This window comes from Falsigemmobacter faecalis (assembly GCF_003863335.1).
GTDB lineage: Bacteria > Pseudomonadota > Alphaproteobacteria > Rhodobacterales > Rhodobacteraceae > Wagnerdoeblera > Wagnerdoeblera faecalis.
In genome coordinates this window covers 114375-133060 of the sequence record NZ_RRAZ01000008.1, presented here as the reverse complement: position 1 = coordinate 133060, position 18686 = coordinate 114375, and the positions used below count along the sequence as shown (strand labels likewise).

The following is an 18686-nucleotide window of genomic DNA, read 5'->3' as shown; positions in this document are numbered from 1 at the left end:
CCGCGCGGGAAGTGCACGGGACCGGCGGGGTCAGCCGGATTTACGGCTGAACCCAGACGTCATAGAGACCGCCGCGCAGACCAAGCGGCGAGGTGATGAGGTCTTTCACCCGATCACGCTGCATGGCGACAAGGTCCATATCCATGATCCAGATGATCGGGCTGTCCTCAACCAGCAGGCGCTGCAGATTGTGGAAATGCGCATTGCGTTTGGCCGGATCGGCCTCGGTCTGTGCCGCCACCCAGAGCGCATCAACCTCGGGGTTCGAATATTGCGAGACGTTGCCGAAGGGCACTTCTTTGTTAATCGTCTTCGTCCAGGTGTTGCGCTGCACGCCCAGGGTGGGATCGGCCATGCCGATTGACCAGGTCGAGGTCATCTGGAAGTCGTAGTTGTTGTGAACTTCGCGCACGAAGGTCGGATAATCGCGGGTGCGAAGCTCGACCTCAATGCCGATGCGGCCGAGCTGCTGGCGGATCACCTCGCCCATGCGGCGCCAGTCCTCGCCAAAGGTCGCGACGTCATGCACGATTTTGAAGCGCTTGCCGTCCGCCCCGGCCGGATAGCCCGCCTCATCAAGCAGCTTCTTTGCGATATCAAGGCGGTCTGCCACCGTGTAATCGCGCACGCCCTCCTCAGTCCAGGCACCGGCGCCTTTTACAAAGGACGAGATCGGACCCCGGGCGGGTTTGCCAAAGCCATACCAGACGGTATCGATGATGCGCTGGCGGTCCAGCGCATAGGCCACTGCCTGGCGCACTTCTTTTTTGTCAAACGGCGCCTGCGCGGTGTTCAGCTCCAGCATCATCACCGGAGCGATGGCCTCATAGCCGCCGTAGGCGATTGAAATCCCGTCGGTTTTCTCCAGGCGGCGCATTTCCACCGGGTTGATGGTGCCGAAGGTCGCAACATCAATCTCGCCGCTTTCGACACCGGCGGCGCGGGTGGCGCTGTCGGCGATGAAGCGGAAGGTCAGCGTGTCGAGATAGGGCAGGCCCGCGCGCCAGTACGCGGGGTTGCGCTCCAGGCGGATATGGCTGCCCTTGGCCCATTCCACAAAGCGGTAAGGCCCGGTGCCGATCGGCGCATTGACCGCCGGATTGGCGCGGTAGTCGGTATTTTCATAGATATGGCGCGGCACGATGGGGGCTTCGAGCGACGAAAGCCCTTTCATCAGCGGCACATAGGGATGTGCGAGGTTCAGCACCACGGTCAGCTCATCCGGCGTGTCGATGGTTTCGACCGGACCAAGGTTGCCCTTGCCGCGCGGGTGGTAGTCTTTCACCACTTTCAGCAGCGAGAAGGCCACATCGGCAGAGGTGAAGGGCGCGCCGTCATGCCATTTCACGCCCGCACGCAGCTTGAAAGTGACGGTTTTGCCATCTTCACCGATCTCCCAGCTTTCGGCCAGCGAGGGCTTCGGGTTCAGATCCATGTCATATTCAAGCAGGCCGTCGAAGATCTTGGTCGCGATCTCTGCCGTCGTCGGGGCAGAGCTCAGCGCATTGGTGATCAGCGAGGGTTCAGGCGTGGTGGTGATGACGATGCCGCCCCCCTGTTGCTGCGCCTGGGCCTGCCAGCCGGTAAAAACAGCGCTCAGCGCAAGGGCGCTGGTCAGAACGACGGATTTCACGGAAAACATATGTCACTCCCTGAGAATGGTTTTGCCCGGAGGGGCTGAAATTTTCCTATCTTTTATATCCATATTATAATTTAGCAACGAAAATTATAATATGGATAGTCGTTGGGGTTCCTGACTATAACCTGCCTGAAATCAGGGCGGTACGAGTGAGCCATGAATGAAAATATCGGCGAGGCATCGCAGGACGGGATGTTGCAGGGTCTGGGAGAGCGGATCCGCGGGCTGCGCCAGCAAAGGCAGCTGACACTGCAGGAGCTGTCGGGCCTTTGCCAGGTCTCAGTGGCCATGCTCAGCCATATCGAACGGGGCCGCGCGACGCCCTCGATCCGGGTGCTCGATCGCATCCGGCTGGCGCTGGATGTGCAGTTTGGGGCCTTTTTCGACGAAGATCCGCCGCTTTCGCGCGAAACTGAGGCGCGGATCGTCACGCGTGCCGAAGAGCGCCCGGTTCTGCGCTTTGAGGAGACCGGTCTTGTTAAGGAGCTGCTGTCGCCTGCGCGGGGCAGTCAGCTGGAGATGATGGTCCTGCGCCTCGACCGCGGCGGCCATTCCGGCGATGAGCCCTGGCGGCGGGTCGGCGAGAAATGCGGCCTGGTGCTGGAGGGCAGCTTTGAGCTGACGCTGAACGGACAAAGCTACGCCCTGCGGCGCGGCGATGCCTTTCAGTTCGACAGCGCATTGGCGCATAGCTTCAGAAACACCGCTGATGGGGAAAGTCAGATCCTGTGGATTATACTCTCAAGAGAATCTGGCTGAGCGGAACCATCGGGTTGCTGCAGCACTTTGGGCCGGGGGCTTGGGCTCACCGCAATTTGTGCCCCTCCGCTGTCCTGAATGAGCCGATCCCCTGAGCGCCTTTCACAAGGCGCACTGCCGATGGCGGGCCGTCCGCATTTCAGGACGGACGGTCCCGGGACTGGCGTCTTGCCTGATGCCGAACAGCCGGCGAAACGACGGTAGACGTAAATGCCCGCCGGTTTTAGGCGCACCGCTTCCGGATGGTACATTCGCTCCGCCATAAGCGGGCCCGCTTCGCCTGCGAACCAGGGTCCGGGCCTCGCCGAACCGGAGGCGCGTCGACATCGGTTCGCGACTGAGCCCTTGGCTTTACAGGATATCAGAGCGGGGCAAAGGCGGAGGTCCGAAGGGCGCCCGGGGCATCCTGTCCCGGCAGGGCCGCAGAGGTGAGCTGAGGTTGACCCTGTAACGGCAGACCCATTTGCACGTGTTGACGAATGGCCCGCCGTGCCGCATGGGCGCGCATCTCCGGGCGGGCAAGCGGGGCCGGAGTGCGAACCAGATCCGGACAGGACGTGACGAGGCTTCGCCGCTCACTCAGCGGCATTAACCGGGGCAGGGCGGGCCCGAGATAGAGGCTTTCACACCAGCTCCCCTCTGCCTCGATGAGGTGATGGCGGTCCAGAAGCAGATGATAATACCGCTGCGCGGCCTGCTGATGGCACTCCGCAATGCCAGCGCTGCCGCAGAAATCTTTGGCCGGGATCAGAGCGCCCGCGCCGGACGAAAACAGGATGCGGTGCTGGCGGGTGACATAGAGATCCCGCCCAGGCATCCCGCCGCCGAGAGATCCCGCCGGGATCCGAACCGGTTTGAGCTGCGGCTGATCCTGAAGTTCCCGCTTGGACACCCCCTGTGAGGAGGTCCAGCGCAGCGGCTGCCATCCTGCATCGCGCGTGGCCAGCAGATCGCCAACGCGCAGCTCCTCGACCGCGATCAGCCCGCGCAGGCTGCGGATCCGGGTGCCTTGGGCAAAACAAATCACCCCGGTGTTCGTGATGTTCAACAGGAAGGGATCTACCGGCGTGCTGCCATCTGATGTGATCCGCAGGCCGCCTGCGGCATGAAGCACGCCGCCCGCCTGCTCAGCGCGAAGCCATGAAAGCGGGGTGGTATGGGGCGCATCTGCGCGCGCCTCATTATAGCTCCGCAGGGTGTCGCCGTTGTAATAGTGTGATAAATCAACGAAGTCGCTCTCTCCGGGAGAGGTCTGGAAATCTGCCACCAGATCGCCCGCCGTGACGATAAAGGTATCGCTGCCCGCGCCACCATAAAGCGTATCCGCCCCCTCGCCGCCCTGTAGCGTGTCGGCACCGGTTCCGCCATACAGCAGATCATTCCCCGTGCCGCCGTCGAGAAAATCATCGCCGCTGTCGCCAAAAAGCGTGTCATTTCCGGCGCCTGCGTGAAGGGTGTCATTTCCGGCCCCGGCTTCAATGCGGTCGTTGGTCAAAGGACGGCCGGGCAGGTCGCGCTCGGGATCGTCAATCCGGTCCCCCTCAGGGTCAGCCAGATAGCTGCTGTCCATCAGATCGTCGCCATCGGTGCCGCTGACGATGCCGTTCTGCCCCAGAACAAAGGTTTCGGCAGAGGTCAGGGGCGGCTCAGACTGCGGGTTGAACCCCTGGAGCGTCAGCACCGGGCCGGCAAAATCGGTGCCATTGAAGGTGATCCGCGCATCGCCGGACAATGGATCAAACTGCGCAGTGACATGATGGTTCAGCGCGTCGAGGGGGCTAAGAAATGCCTGATTTGTCAGTGCGTTATAGGTTGCAAGCGTGTCGGGATTGAAAAGCGCGCTCAGATCAACGCTGTCTGCATCGGTCCCGCCGGGGCCACCGCGGAAATCGGTGATGATGTCATTGCCGCGATCCGCACCCTGCCAGACGAAACTGTCAGCGCCGCTGCCCCCGGTCAGGACATCATCGCCTGCGCCCCCCTCCAGCCGGTCCTCCCCCGCACCGCCAAAAAGGCTGTCCGCGCCGTCATTGCCAAAAAGCAGATCCTCGCCGTCATCGCCGCTGAGGCGGTCGTCCCCCTCTTCGCCCCAGAGCGAGTCATTGCCCGCGCCGCCGAAGATTTCATCCTGGCCAAGGCCACCGTAAAGGCTGTCATCCCCCTCATCGCCGCTGAGGGTATCATCGCCGAGGTGGCCAAACAGATGATCCGCGCCGGTCCCGCCAAAGAGCTGATCGTCGCCTGCTCCGCCGGTGACGCTGTCCTGGCCGTCACCGCCGTAGAGCGTGTCGTCCCCCTCATCGCCGTTCAGGTTGTCGTCGCCCTCCTCCCCCAGGATCAGATCGGCATCGCCGCCGCCGTAGATCTCATCACCCCCCGCTCCGCCTTTCAGTGTGTCATTGCCATCCTGACCGAAAAGGCTGTCCTGGCCCGCGCCACCGTAAAGGCGGTCATCGCCCTCGTCGGCATAAAGAGCGTCATTGCCCTCGCCGCCGGAAAGCACATCATCCCCCGCGCCACCGGAGAGAAAATCATCTCCCGCCCCGCCATCGAGCGTGTCGCCGCCATCTGCACCTGAGAGGTAGTCGTCGCCGTCACCGCCCTCAAGGCTGTCATCCCCCTCGCCGCCGTAAAGCACATCGTCGCCTGCGCCGCCATAAAGCTGGTCGGCTCCGTCCCCGCCAAAGAGGCTATCGTTATCTGCGCCCCCCGACAAAAGATCATCGCCGGCCCCTCCGTTCAAAAGATCGCGCCCGACGCCCCCCTCCAGCGTGTCGTTGCCCGCTTCTCCGTAAAGGCTGTCATCGCCCTCACCGCCAGAGACCCGGTCGTCGCCCGCCCCGGCCATGACGATATCATCCTGCCCGCCGCGCCCGGGAGAGGCATTGCCGCCGCCGTCCACACGCTCACCATGGGGGTCTCCGGTGTAATCGGCATCAATCAGATCGTTTCCGGCGCTGCCGGTCACCACCCCGTCCCCATCAGAGACGAAACTTTCCTCATAACTCAGCGGACCATCGCGGCTGATCTTCAGCCCCTGAAACGTCAGAACAGGCCCGCTGTTGTCGGTGCCATTGAAGGTCAGGCGCGTGCTGTCCGAAGAGCCGCGATAATTCACCGTCAGATGGTGGTTCAGCGCCTCCAGCGGGCTCGAAAAATCTGTGCCATTCAAGGCGTTGTAATTCGGCAGCGTCGCATGGCTGAAGTAATCCGACAGATCAATCCGGTCGGTATTGCTGTCATCACCGTCCTGCGCGCTGCCCGAATTTCCGGTGCGGAAATCCGTGATGGTGACATTCCCCCGCTCCGCCCCCGTCCATACGAAGAGATCATCGCCGCCGCCCCCGGTCAGCGTGTCGTCGCCGGCGAGCGCAACAAGGGTGTCATTCCCATCGCCCCCAAGCAGGCGGTCATTGCCGCCGCCGCCAAAGAGGCTGTCGTCCCCCGCGCCGCCACTGAGCGTATCGTTGCCCTGGCCACCATCCAGCAGGTCATCACCCTTGCCACCGTCAAGTACATCGTTGCCCGCGCCGCCATAAAGGCTTTCATTGCCCTCCCCGCCGTAGAGGGCATCATTGTCCGCCCCCCCGAAAAGCTGGTTCGCGCCGCTCCCGCCAAAAAGGCTGTCCTTCCCCTCGCCGCCATCGAGCAGGTCATCTCCGTCCCCGCCCGAGAGATAGTCATTGCCCGCGCCGCCATAAAGGCTGTCTGCGTCGGCATCGCCATAAAGAAAGTCATTCTCCGCGCCGCCGAAGATTTCATCCCGCCCGGCCCCGCCGTGAAGCAGGTCATTGCCGCTGCCCCCCTCCAGGCTATCATCGCCGATCCCGCCGTAAACGGAATCCGCCCCCGCGCCGCCATCGAGGGAATCCGCGCCATCGCCACCGTAAAGCACATCATTGCCACCGTCGCCGCGCAGGGTGTCGCGGCCCGCATCGCCAGAGAGGGTGTCCGCCCCCTCGCCGCCAAACAGCAGGTCATCACCCTCCCCACCGTATAAAACATCGCCGCCGCCCGCGCCCAAAAGTGTGTCCTGGCCCCCTTCGCCGCTCAGCGTTGCGGATCCGGCCGGGGCTGTGAGCTTATCGTCGCCCGCGCCACCATTGATGCTCACCATGCCAGACCCTCCCCGCAACACGCCAGCCCGGCATCTTCTGCGGGCGGCTGCAAGGGTGACACAGCTGCGACTGGTCTGAAATAATTGAATACATAGAATTTTATTCGCAAGCGCCGTATTCCGGGGGGCTGTCTGCCGGAAGTGGGTTTCGCGCTGACCCGTGGTTTTTCAGCGGGCGCAGGTGTCGGGAACCGCAGACATTTTGTAGAAGACCTTCGTGCCTGCAGGTCAGGGCGTTAAGAGTTTTGACCATATGAGCAGGCCTTCCTACAGCTTCCGGTCTGAGGAAGCCGTCACGGGGCAGGCCTGTCTGACCGGCCGGGCAAGGATCCAACCTGAAGGATCTCTCTTCGGGGCCAGGCAGCAAAAAGACCGACGGCCTCAGCCCGCCATGACCCGGGCCCGAGGCCGGATGGCCCCATTCGCTGCCCTCCTCCCAGGGGCATCAGATGTTCACTCCCGTCTGATCCGGGCGGGGTCTCCAGACGAGGGGGGCTGCAGGGGAGCATCGCATCACCCGCCAGCGCCTTTTGGGCTGATACTCAGGGCGTCGAAAGACGGGACGCTGTGTCTTCAGACAGAACCGGTCCTTCAGGGAGAGGCCCGGCCAAAAGCTCTGGTGACCAGACCTTACCTTTCAGCGACGCGAGGCAGACGGCCGTGAACACACCCGGCGATCCTCCTGCGGTCCCGCTGCAGCATGTCGGCTGAGACCGCTCCTCTGCGGGACAGACAGGGGAGTTGACAGGCGCAAGGCCGGGCTCCTTTATAAAACGGATGACTGGACTTATTATATCGGCAGGCTTCGGACATGGCTTATTTGCGCATTGCCTATGACCGCGATTGTCCGGGCAACGCACTCCCTGCCTTCCGCAGCGGGCTTCGCCGCGATGCTGTCAGCGAAATCCAGCCCAATGCCCCCCGCCGGGGGATATGTCAGAGCTGTTCTTCGACCCTGTCGCGGTCCCTGCGGGCAATCTGCCGGGCGAAGCGTTCAGACCCTTTTCGCGCGGATGAAGCGCGGGCGGCTGCAGCTTTCGGCGCAGTGCATCGGCAGGATGGAGCATGTGAAAAGCTGCGCCGCCTGTCGCGGCAGTCTGTGGGATCTGCAGATGATCCGGCATGAGATGGCGGAACCCGGCGCGGCGAAGCTGAGCGTCTGTCACGCGGTCCGCAGGAAAGCCCGCAACGAGGGTACCCGGCCTGAGACCTCGCTCATCAGGGCCGGCCTGCCGCAGCTGATGACGCGGGGGATTGACGGTGGCCGCAGGCTGTATCCGCCGCACCGGGATGAAGCGGCTTTGGCGCGACAGGCGGCCCCTTCGCCGGGCGGCGGTGCCAGGGCCGGGATGTCTGACAAAATCGCTAAGCTGCTGTGAGGGCTGAAGATGAACGTGCTGATCGTCTGCGCACATTTTGATGCAAATTCTTTCAACGCCTCGCTGCTCGCGGCCACGACGCGCCGTCTTGAGGCGTTTGGCCATAAGGTCCGGGTTTCGGATCTTTATGCAATGCGATTTCAGCCGGTGACCCTGCCGGAGGATTTTTCCGATCCCGAAAACCCCGCTCATATCCGCTATGACACCGAGCAGCGTCACGCCGCGGCGAAAGGAAGGCTGCCCGCTGATGTTGTGGCAGAGCTGGAAAAGATCGACTGGTGCGATCTGATGATCCTGCAGTTTCCCTGGTATTGGTTCGGGCTTCCGGCGATCCTGAAGGGCTGGGTCCACCGGGTATTTGCCATGGGCGTCGCCTATGGCGGCGGTAAATGGTATGAGCGGGGCGCGTTCAGCGGCAGGAAAGCGATCCTGAACTTCTCCACCGGCTGCTTTCCGGGCATGTGCGGTCCGGATGGGATTAGGCTCAGGGCTGATAACCAGAACAGGACCGTTGCGGCGAGGATTATAGCGTTGAAGAAGGCTTTGGGTCATCGGTCATACCGGGTGGCGCCTCGCCTCCAGTCCTTCAAGCGCCCGAACATCCTCTCGATGCGGCTGCGCCGCCGGTCGCGGCGCCTGTCATATTTGACGGGCGTTTCCCGTGTTTTCCTGCCTGGGATGCAGGGCGTTATACCCTTATTTTTAAGTACATATCTGAAGCAGTCGGCATCATAGCCACGATCTGCCAGCAGAAAATCTGCTTCGGGAAAAGCACTCAACAAAGCCGCCGCTCGCGTATAATCGCTCACCTGGCCGGCACTCAGGAAGAAGCGCAGCGGCTTGCCATTTCGGTCAGTCAGAGCATGCAGCTTCGTGTTCAGCCCACCTTTGGTTCGTCCGATCAGACGTCCTCGCCCCCTTTTTTGACCCGCAGGCTTGACGCGATTCGGTGGGACTTCAGGTAAGTTGCGTCTGTCATCAGGGTGGACGGATCGGCGCCCACATCTGCCAGGCCCCGCATCATACGGGCGAACACGCCCATCCTCACAGGCTCACTCGAACGCATGGCGTTCGCCTGTTCGACCCCATCGCTTCCAGCGGTTATAAAGGGTCTTCGCAGGGCCGTATTCCGCAGGCGCATTGCGCCAGCGTAAGCCATTGTGATTGATGAAGAGTATGCCCCCTCAGGATGCGGCGATCGTCAACGCGCGGCTTACCGTGGGACTTCGGAAAGAACGGTTCAAGACGCGCCATTTGCTCATCGCTGAGCCAGGCAGATCATTCATCAATCAGGCCTCCTGGCAGAGGCTTGAATCATAAAATCATTATGTAATCAATAGGTCCCGGCCCTATCTTGCTGAAACGGGCGCCATTGCCCGCAGGGCGAAACCCGGAGACACCGGGCCTCATGGAAATTCTCACAATGCATTCGGGCGTGTTCCGGTCAGTTTCCCCCTCAGCGTCCTCAGCACGATCCTGGTTATCAACAGCCCAGAGCGCCGGGGTCTTCTCCACGGGGCTGTCGACAGCGGCGGGGGGGAGGCAAAGTCTCTCAGACCATTGCGCGTCAGGGTATCGCACTGGTTATGCCGTTCGTGACCAAGTGCCAGGACAGCCCTTCGGCGGAGGGCGGGTGGCGAATGATGTGTCAGGACGACAGACCAGGGCGGTAAAAATCTCCACCGGTGCGACCCGCGATGCTGTGGTTCTGCAGGACCCTTGTCGCCCGGGTGAGAGGCGAGGCCCTGCGGTTTCCCGCGGGTGTCACGAGGGAAGTATTGCCGGAGGCCCTGGCGTGGGTCAGCCATTCCCTGGGCCTGTACGGCTTCCGCCAATGCCACACACGCGACTGAGCCTGGTCATAAAGCCGGGCGATCGGACGTCCGCATTTTCAAAGACATCGCCGGGAGGTGAGATGGATCAGGACACAGTTCCGGCCCCAGACTTCCGATGCGGCCATGACCTTTTCTCAGGCTGCCCCGGACAAGGTCGCCTGGCCGGAGGCTGCTAAGGACCCGCGCCCTTAGCGCGCCTCAGCCCCTGAAGGGCCGGGTGTGCACCTGTTGCAGGCTCTTAAACCGAAAAAAGGCCGCCTCATCGAAAGCCGGTTGAGGCGGCCGCGTCTTGCGACACACCCCAAACCGGATCCCGATGCGGCAGCCCGCCGGTCAGACCGGCAAATCGCTCACTCGTTCCGTAAATCGTCAGGCGAGGCTGGCATCCTCTGTCGAAAGATCGGCCATGCTGTGTGGCTGATCGCTCAGCAGACCATCGCTCAGCCCGCCCAGCAGTCCGCCGGTCAGCCCGCCCGTCAGATCCTCCACGATGTCCAGCAGCCCGCCCGCAAGGGTCGTCACCGCCCCCTCAGTGCCGATCAGCTGATCAAGGAGCCCGTCCTCGCCGGGCAGCCCGCCAGGCAGACCTTCATCACCCAGGATGCCTGCCAGCAGATCGTCGCCCGCCCCCCCGGTCAGGCTGCCGAGCTTGCCGCTGACACCATCCAGCAAGCCGCCCGCAAGGTCAGTCACTCCGGACAAAAGCCCGTTCTCAATGCCCGCAAGACCACCCGGAAGGCCGTCTGCGCCGCCCCCGAGCAGATCCGAAATGCTGCCCGTAAGGCCGCTGACAAGGCCGTCGCTTCCACCGAGCAGTCCGCTCAGAAGGCCGTCGTCGCCTCCCGTAAGGCCGCCGCCCAACAGATCGCCGACGGTTCCGGTCACGCCACCGAGCAGCCCGCCTTCACCCCCGAGCAATCCGCCCCAAAGCCCGTCATCACCGCCGGTGAGACCAGCCAGAAGGCCGCCATTGCCGCCGCCCGTAAGACCGCTCACGGTGCCGGTCAGACCACCGAGCAGCCCACCTTCACCGCCCAGAAGACCACCAAGCAGCCCGCCTTCGCCGCCGAGAAGGCCGCCGTTTCCGCCGCCCGGCAGCCCGCCGACAGTGCCGGTCACGCCGCCGAGAAGGCCGCCTTCGCCGTTCAGGCCGCCACTGAGAAGGCCACCCTCACCGCCCAGAAGTCCGTCCACCAGCCCGCCAACCAGGCCATTGCTGCCCTCCACACCGCCGCCGAGAAGCCCGGTGCCAAGAAGCTCGCCCACAAGGCCGTCAGCCCCGGTTACCGGTGCCAGAAGTCCTTCATCGCCAATGAGTTGACCCAGAAGCCCATCAGAGCCGGTCACCGCACCCAGGAGGCCCTCATTGCCGGTCACGGCGCCCAGAATGCCACCATCACCGATGACGGGGTCAAGAACCCCCTGTCCGGCGGCGCCCGGACCCGCGCCCAGCAGCGGAGCACCGACGAGAGTTCCGGTCAGCCCGCCCAGCGGACCTGCGCCGCCCAGAAGACCGCCGACCACGCCATTCGCGCCGGTCAGACCCCCCAAAAGCCCGGTCGTGCCTGTGACCGCGCCGAGCAGGCCGTCGTCTGCAAGCACGCTGTCGAGCAGGCCGGTGGTTTGCAGAACTTCCGTCCCATCGCCCGGGTCGGTCCCGTCGCCCGGGTCGGTGCCGTCACCCGGATCGGTGCCATCGCCCGGATCGGTCCCGTCACCCGGGTCGGTCCCATCACCCGGGTCGGTGCCGTCACCCGGATCGGTCCCATCGCCCGGGTCGGTCCCGTCACCCGGGTCGGTCCCGTCACCCGGATCGGTCCCATCGCCCGGATCGGTCCCATCACCCGGATCGGTGCCATCACCGGGGGGCGTGTCGGCCAAAGCGCCGCCACCGCCACCGCCGCCTGCAGCGATCAGCCCGGCGCCGAGGCCGGCGGCGCCAAGCGCCAGAAGCTCTTCATCCGCCAGACCGACGACGGCGCCTGCGCCGCCCGCGGCCTGCTCAGGATCTTCGATGACCGTGCCATCGCCAAGGATCAGGCGGTGGGGCGCGCCGCCCGGAGGGACGGCATAATAGCCCTGCACGACGATCTGATCGCCGCTTTTCATCGCAACGATCAGATTATTGCCGGACTTGGCGTAGGTGCCGATCTGCGCCGCAGTGGCGTGAATCGGGATGTCCTGAAGGGCGCCCGCTTGAATGATGCTCTGTGCCATGACGGTCTCCGCAGTTGGTGGCTCTGGAGGTTGCAAAAGCGGCAGGGCGGACCATACCACGACTATAAACAGGATACACGTACAAAGGTATGTGTCAACGAGTTTGATCCGAAAGTATACATACTTTTGAACTTGCCCTGACCGGAGATTTCGGCTGAGATCGCCGCAGCGGCCGTGAACGGCAAAAAGGAAGACGGATCTTTGGCCGGCTGTCGGTCTGCAAAGGCGGTTTGACCGTGCAGCCTGCCGCGCCTCTCAGGGTGGCACCCCACCGCGGGGCGCGAATTTTCGAAAACGGGAGGTCTCCGGATGGCGTCCCCGGCGTTGGCCCCGGCGGGCGGCATCTCAAAAAGGTGAGCCGCGCGTGATTTTTTTCCAAAGCGCTGCCAGGATCCGTCCGCGCAGCCGCGTCACAAGATATAAGACGGGGAGACGGCTCCCCGAAAACCGGAGGGATAGATGCCAAAACCGCTGCGCCTGATGAGGACGGCCTGTCTGTCGCTTGCTCTGATCCCGGGCGCCGCGCGTGCCGAAGGCTGTGGCAGCGGCGATCTCCCGGTGTCTTTCAGCGAATTTGTCTGCTCGGTGGCGGTGCAGGAAGCGGCGACCGCGGATCCGCGGACCTGGCGCAGCCTTGAGAGCGGCGATCCCGAGCCTGTCGCGACCACCAGAGAGGTGCCGCTGCGCGATGTGGAGTGGCCGGTGGTGCGCAGGCTTTCCGGTCCGGAAGCGGCGGGTCATGAGCTGATCCGGGAGAAATCCGGCGCGGATCTCGAAAGTCTTCAGATCAGGGGCCGCGACAAAGGGCTGAACATTCGCTATATTTCCCGACATGCGCCCTGCCGGACGCTGATTGAGAGTGACGATGCCTCGCTCTGACGTGGCTGTGAAGGGGTGAGGTGATGGGTGAATTCGCAGGTTTTCTGCCAGGGCTGATACTTGCCCTTGTCCTGCCTGCAGGGCTGGCGAAAGCGGCTGATCTGGGGCCGCTGAACGGGGCGCTGGCGCAGCAGGTGCAGGGCTGGCAGCAGTCTGAGCAGGACGGGATTGTTCTTCTCAGCAGTGACGGCAGCACGGATCGCGGCCGGTTTTTGCTCTGGGATGCGGGGCCCGCGCCGCAGCCGCTGCGCTCCTCGCTTTTGACCTTCACCTACCAGGGCCGCGATGCGCGCTCTTCGCTGAATTTCCTCGTTGGCAATATCGACACCGGGGAAAGCTGTTTTCTGGCGGTCTATCCAAATCGTGATGTCGCCCTGAATTGCATGAACGATCAGGGCGCGACCACGCTCGCCCGCCATGAGGGGCTGGCGAAGCTGGACGGCAGCGACCGGCTGCAGGTGATCGAAGAGGCGGGGGCGGTCACCTTCTATCTCAACGATGCCCAGGTCGCCCGGATTGCGGGCCACCCCGCTCAGGGCGGCGACATGGGCGTGGCACTTTTCGGGGCCGGCGATTTCATGCTTGGCCATTTCAGCGTTGTGGTGCCCGATGGCACCGCGCCCGCCACCAAAGCGCCCGCTGCAGGCGGCGTGGCAGAGGCGCCCGTGGCTGAGACCGGCAATCGCCCCCCGGACGACACCCACAATGGCCGCGCGCTTCTCGATCAGGTCTTTGCCAATGCCCCCGCCCCGCGCGGCTGGCAGGTTCAGGACCGCGAAGAGGGCTGGCAGGTGCAGAATGCGGACAGGGCGGGGGCGGAATATCTGCTGCCTCTGGGCCTGCCCGCGGCCAATGAGGCGCGCCGGGTGGTCTCGGTTGATGTGATGCTGGCCCCCGCAGGACAGGCGCAGATGAGCGCGCGGGCGGCGGCGGGGATCTTCTGGGAGAACCCGCGCAACGGGCAGTCCTGCTCGGTCCAGGTCACCTCTGCGGGCGACGGGCTGATGGTCTGCTTTTCCGCCTCAGGTCGCGCGGTTGAGGTTGGACGGCTGCCCGGAGTGGTCTCGGGCCCAGGTCCCCATATCCTCGCGGTGATAGAAAACGGCTCGGAACTCACCGGCATGATCGGCACCGACGAAATCGCCACGCTGAAGGGGCATCCCTCGCTTGGCGGCACTCTGGCGCTTTATGCCTATGAGCGGGGCGCTTTCACTTATTCCGATCTGGTCATTCAGACCCTGGGGGCGCCCACCACCTCCGCCCCCGTGGAGACGCGGGTCCCCGAGAAGACCATGGGGACGGGTCTCAGCGGGCCGCTGCCGCAGTTTGGCGGCGATGCCGACCGGATGGCGGCGGCCTATCTTGGGATCTCGCGGTCGATCTTTCTGCATGAACTCGGCCATGCGCTGATCGGCGAGCTGGCGGTGCCCTCGACCGGGCCGGAAGAGGATGCGGTCGATATCTATTCCGCGCTGCAGATGGCCGATGCCACGGTGACCCCGGCGGGCCATGCGCTTCTGGATCGCACCGCGCCGATGGCTGCGGGCTATGCGGCGCTGGCCTGGTATTACTCGGGCCGTGTCAATGAGCAGGCGCCGCAGAGTGACGGGGCCTGGCAGGATGAACACACCGCCGATCTGAAGCGGTTTCGCAATATGTTCTGCGTGATCTATGGCGCAAGCCCCGCGAAATTCAGCTCCCTGGCCGCGGTGGTGAAGATGGAAGAGCGCACGCTTGCGCGCTGCGAAGAGGAGTTTCGCAAGCAAAACCGCGCCTGGCGGGCGATCCTTGCGCCCTATAGCCGGATCAGCGCGGAAAACCCCGAGGGGCTTTTGCCCGCCACCGCACCGGGGGCTGAGGTGGAGGTGGAGTTGAAGCCCTCCGGCCGTCAGGTTGGCGAATTCCTGCGCCAGAGCTATGGCGATGTGCTGCGCGAAACCGCGCTCTCTGTGGGGCGGGCCTTCGCGCTGCCGCGACCGCTGAAGATCACCTATCAGGACTGCGATGTGGTGAACGCCTGGTATGCCCCGCGCGAAGGCTCAATCACCATGTGCTATGAAATCATTGAGCATTTCGCCGTGCTGATCTCGGATATCGAAGAGGGCACCCGCGACGGCTATGAGCAGATGGCCTCTGCCGGGACCCCTGCGCGCAGTGCGCCGACGCCGGGTGCCGCCCCTCAGACAGCCCCGCAAAACACGGCTGCGGCTGTGGATGAGCTGGCCGATGCCGGGGTCCCGGCCACTTTGCGCCTGTTCACCGCTCCCTATCGCGGCGGCACGCCCAACAGCCATCCGCGCGCCGTGCTGACCACCACGGAGCAGCTTTCTCAGATGCTGCGGCAAAACCCGCCCCCGGCGCTGCTCGACATCCGCCCCGGCGAGGGGCTGCAAAGCCTGCCGGGGGCGGTCTCTGTGCCGGGCCTCGGCGATGACGGCGGGCTGAGTGACGGGCTGCAGACGCGGGTTGAGCGGTTTGTGCGCGGCTTTACCGAAGGGGATCCGGCGCAGCCTCTGGTGATCTTCGGGGCAGGGCCCGAGGACCGTGCGGCCTATAACGCAGCGCTGCGGGTGGCCAGCACCGGGCAGAGCACCTTCTGGTATCGTGGCGGAATCGCGGCCTGGACGGCCCTTGGCCTGCCGCTCGCGGCTGTGGAGTAAGATCATGCTGAAATCGCTTCTGAGTGTGACGCTCGCAGTTCTGGCCGCCTCGCCGATGGCAGCAGCCGCGCCGCGCCTGTTGCCGCTGGGCTCTGACGGCCCGAAGGCCCCGCTTTGCACCGCCGACCGCAGCTATTGCAGCGCGCTGATCGGGGCGGACACGCTTGAACTCAGCTATAAGGGCCAAAGCGTAAAGATCACCGGCCTGCCGCTGCGCCCGGGTGAAACGGCAGAGCCAGATGCCTCGCTGATTGAACTGTCGCCCGGGCATCTGCTGGCCGGGGTGATCATCGCCCGGGATGAGGGGATGGACTATGGCCGCTTCCGCCGCCGCGATCTGCTGTTGTGGGATGTCAATCTGACCGACGGCTCCATTGTGGGCCCGGTGTTCGATTTCCCGGTCCATGGCCTGGTGAATACGGAGTATGACTGCCGCAACTGGCCGCAGGACAAGCGGCCCGACTGCAGGGCGGAATATGAGTTCAACACCCGCTTTGACTTTGCCAGCGCCGAAACCGAGGGCTATCCGGTCCTGACCTACAGCACCGCAGCCGTCATGACCCCAGGCGGTGCCTCGCGCGAATATGGCTGGGGCGGCGGCGCGCTGATCGGCTCGTCTCCGATGGGGATGGATCAGGACTGCACCTTCCGCCGCAGCATCGTGTGGAACCCGCTCAGCGGGCGCTATCTGATGGACAGCCCGATGCCCGACTGCGACCAGTATCTTGAGCGCCATCTGCTGCCGCGCCGCGGCGGCACCGAGGTGCGGGAAGTCTGGATGCGCCCGGCCACCGAAGCGGAGCTGCGCCGCTATGTCTCGCCCGAAACGCAGACCCGCAATGCCACCGCCCTCAAAGCGCCCCGGTATGAACTGGGCTGGATTTATAATGAGATGTTCAGCGGCAATGACATCGTGCTGCTGCGCATCTCGGACGGCGGGCGCTGTGAGGAGGGGAACTGCGATCTGCATTTCTTCGCCACCGGCAATTGCGTCGATGCCTCGCTTTGCACCACCCGCTGGCTCGAAAGCCGTCGCGGCAACCGCGTTTACACCACCGCTGAGCCCGAAGACCCGCTGAGCGGCAGCTGCCCGCAGTCGCAGGTCCTGATCCCCGTCGGTGCGGATCGGGGGCAGTATTGCCTGACCCATAAAGGTCTGCAGTCTGACGCCGCTTTTCCCGCTGATTTCGCCCGGCGTTTTCCGAAAGAGTAAGACCATGAAATACATTGCCGCCACCGCTCTCAGCCTGCTGACCGCTCTGCCGCTGGCCGCGCAGCAGGCCGTGCCGCTGAGCCGGGATCTTTTTGAGCTGACCTGGTTTGTGACGGAATATGAAGGCATCAGTGCAGAGCCGGGGAGCCTTCCCACGCTGCGCTTCAGCGATGAGATGATCAGCGGAACCCTGCATTGTGAGGGCGAATGGAACGCCGCCGCCAGCCTTGCCACGCTGCCGGACTATCAGATTTCCAGCCCCTGGGCCGCGCCCGACCGCGCGACCTGTGCTGAGGCGGCGCAGGAAGAGGTTTTTCTGAAGGCCATCGCGGGGGTTGTTCGGGTCGATACCACTCCCGAGGGGCTTGGCTTTTTTGCCGCTGACGGCCGCCGCCTGGTTCTCGCCGTGGCCGGCGGCTGACACCTGACATCAGACCGGAGAGAGAGAGATGAAAATCCTGTCAGTTTCTGCGGCCCTTGCGCTGCCGCTGCTCGTTTTACCCGCGCTGGTGCAGGCCCAGGCGCAGACCCATCCGGTGGTGATGGGCCGGCATGAGGTGATCTTTCGCAGCCCCTCAGATCAGCCGGGTGTTTTTTATATCGACACCACCTCCGGCCAGTCGCTGGAGGTGGAGGGGGTGTTTCCGCCCGACCCGGTCATGCGCAATCCGGATGGCAGCAATCTTTTGCTGAAGATCGCGACAACCACGGCGCGCTGCCCTGTGCAGTTCGCCTGGCTGCAGACCGGCGGGCCGCAGATCCGCATGACCGAGAGTTTCGGCACCTGCTCCATGTCCTATCAGCCCGATCCCGCAGGTCTGGCGATTGAGCAGCCCGGCATGGGCCAGGAGGTGAACCAGATCCGCTTTGCCCTGTCCGGCGAGCGCGTGACGGTGAGCGATGCGGGCCCCCTGGCTCTCGGGATTGATCTCTCTGACCCCGCCTCGCTTGCGGGCCAGTCGCCCCGAGCGGTGCTGACCGCCGCTGAGACGCGTGAGAGGTTCCTCGCGATCCTGCCGGGCGACAGCCTCGGCTGGCTTGCCGCCGCGATTGAGGCCGATGCCCCTGAGGGCATGGTGGTCGCAGACGGCTGGCTGGTGGGGACCGGGCAGCACGCAAACCCGGCTTTGGAGGACAGGGCAGCGATTGCGATCTCGCTTGCGGACGGGCGGGTGATTGCGGCGCATTGGGCGGCGGATGGGGGGCAGTGGTTTGGCCGTGGCGCGGATCTGGTGCTGGCCGATCCCCGCGGCCCCGTGGGTGCCGGCTTCCCGAAGCCCGAGGATCTGAGCGGTGTTTGGCAGGTCACATTGATGCGAAATCAGCCGGTGACCCCAGGGGTGACGGTCGATTTCAGAGCCGGTGGCAGCATCGGCGGCGAAGCGCAGTGCAATTTCTACAAGGGCGATTACCAATTGCCCGCGCCTGGAGAGATCACGATCAGCAGCCTTGGCGCGACCCGCCGCGCCTGTCCCGAACTCGGCGCAGAGCAGCAGCTTTTGATGCTGTTGCAAAGCATGACCCAGGTGAAGTTCAACGACCCCGGGATCTGGCTGGGCAATGACAGTGGCGACAGCCTTGAGCTTGAGCGCGCGCAGTAACGCCCCGCGCCTCTTCCAGACCTGGCACGGGTGCCGGGACGCCTAATCCTGCACGCCCGGAGTGCAGCCGGCAGTTTTGATATGGCGCTCTGCGCTGAGCGACCGCCCCCGCCATGCGGGACGTCAAAAGTGACAGCTGGCCCATCGGGGCGCTCAGGTATTGGGTGCAGGCATCTGGCGGATCGCCTTCTGATCCGCTTCAGTCCCGAGCGCAGGGCGCAACTCAGCGAGTACTCAATGGATCAATGGCGGAGGGACCTTCGGGCTGCCCGCCTTTGGGCCTGCCATTGATCCGATTGCGGGCAGGGCTTCAGTCTTGCTGCCCGGATCTCCGCGCTCGCTGAGGGAAAATGTGAGAGGCTGCCAGAGGGGGAAACGCCGTCCCCC

10 protein-coding genes and 2 pseudogenes are annotated in these 18686 nt (G+C 64.2%); 8 read left to right on the top strand and 4 right to left on the bottom strand.

Features of this window, described 5'->3' with window-relative positions:
• Positions 1–40: 40 nt before the first annotated feature.
• On the bottom strand, positions 41–1642 hold the full coding sequence (locus tag EG244_RS07360; protein WP_124964357.1) for an ABC transporter substrate-binding protein: 1602 nt from the start codon (positions 1640–1642) through the stop codon (positions 41–43).
• A 153-nt stretch (positions 1643–1795) separates the two neighbouring features.
• On the opposite strand from EG244_RS07360, the gene EG244_RS07355 reads away from it, so the two are divergent.
• On the top strand, positions 1796–2398 hold the full coding sequence (locus EG244_RS07355) for a cupin domain-containing protein (protein WP_124964356.1): 603 nt from the start codon (positions 1796–1798) through the stop codon (positions 2396–2398).
• Between the two features lie 361 nt (positions 2399–2759).
• Here the strand turns inward: EG244_RS07355 and EG244_RS21390 are convergent, their stop codons facing one another.
• A complete protein-coding gene (locus EG244_RS21390; protein WP_124964355.1) occupies positions 2760–6515 on the bottom strand; it encodes a Hint domain-containing protein in 3756 nt (1251 codons plus the stop codon).
• A 1067-nt stretch (positions 6516–7582) separates the two neighbouring features.
• Between EG244_RS21390 and EG244_RS07345 the strand changes: the two genes are divergently transcribed.
• On the top strand, positions 7583–7894 hold the full coding sequence (locus EG244_RS07345; protein WP_124964354.1) for a hypothetical protein: 312 nt from the start codon (positions 7583–7585) through the stop codon (positions 7892–7894).
• 9 nt (positions 7895–7903) lie between these two features.
• A pseudogene (locus EG244_RS20895) lies at positions 7904–8335 on the top strand (NAD(P)H-dependent oxidoreductase); the annotation flags it as partial.
• Between the two features lie 107 nt (positions 8336–8442).
• On the opposite strand, the pseudogene EG244_RS07335 reads toward EG244_RS20895, so the two are convergent.
• Positions 8443–9148: pseudogene (locus tag EG244_RS07335) on the bottom strand (IS5 family transposase).
• 950 nt (positions 9149–10098) lie between these two features.
• A complete protein-coding gene (locus EG244_RS07330) occupies positions 10099–11946 on the bottom strand; it encodes a BapA prefix-like domain-containing protein (protein WP_124964352.1) in 1848 nt (615 codons plus the stop codon).
• 459 nt (positions 11947–12405) lie between these two features.
• On the opposite strand from EG244_RS07330, the gene EG244_RS07325 reads away from it, so the two are divergent.
• Genes EG244_RS07325 through EG244_RS07305 form a run of 5 tightly spaced genes read left to right on the top strand, consistent with a single transcriptional unit; the run spans position 12406 to position 18299 of the window.
• Positions 12406–12825, top strand: coding sequence for a hypothetical protein (locus tag EG244_RS07325; protein ID WP_124964351.1), 420 nt, complete (start codon positions 12406–12408; stop codon positions 12823–12825).
• A gap of 23 nt (positions 12826–12848) precedes the next feature.
• Positions 12849–15485, top strand: coding sequence for a DUF4344 domain-containing metallopeptidase (locus tag EG244_RS07320; RefSeq protein ID WP_124964350.1), 2637 nt, complete (start codon positions 12849–12851; stop codon positions 15483–15485).
• A 4-nt stretch (positions 15486–15489) separates the two neighbouring features.
• The gene (locus EG244_RS07315; protein ID WP_124964349.1) at positions 15490–16698 is read left to right on the top strand and encodes a hypothetical protein; all 1209 of its coding nucleotides are present in this window, start codon (positions 15490–15492) and stop codon (positions 16696–16698) included.
• 4 nt (positions 16699–16702) lie between these two features.
• Positions 16703–17119 (top strand): META domain-containing protein, encoded by a 417-nt coding sequence (locus EG244_RS07310; RefSeq protein ID WP_124964348.1) that lies wholly within the window; start codon positions 16703–16705, stop codon positions 17117–17119.
• A 28-nt stretch (positions 17120–17147) separates the two neighbouring features.
• On the top strand, positions 17148–18299 hold the full coding sequence (locus EG244_RS07305; protein ID WP_124964347.1) for an META domain-containing protein: 1152 nt from the start codon (positions 17148–17150) through the stop codon (positions 18297–18299).
• Positions 18300–18686: the final 387 nt, after the last annotated feature.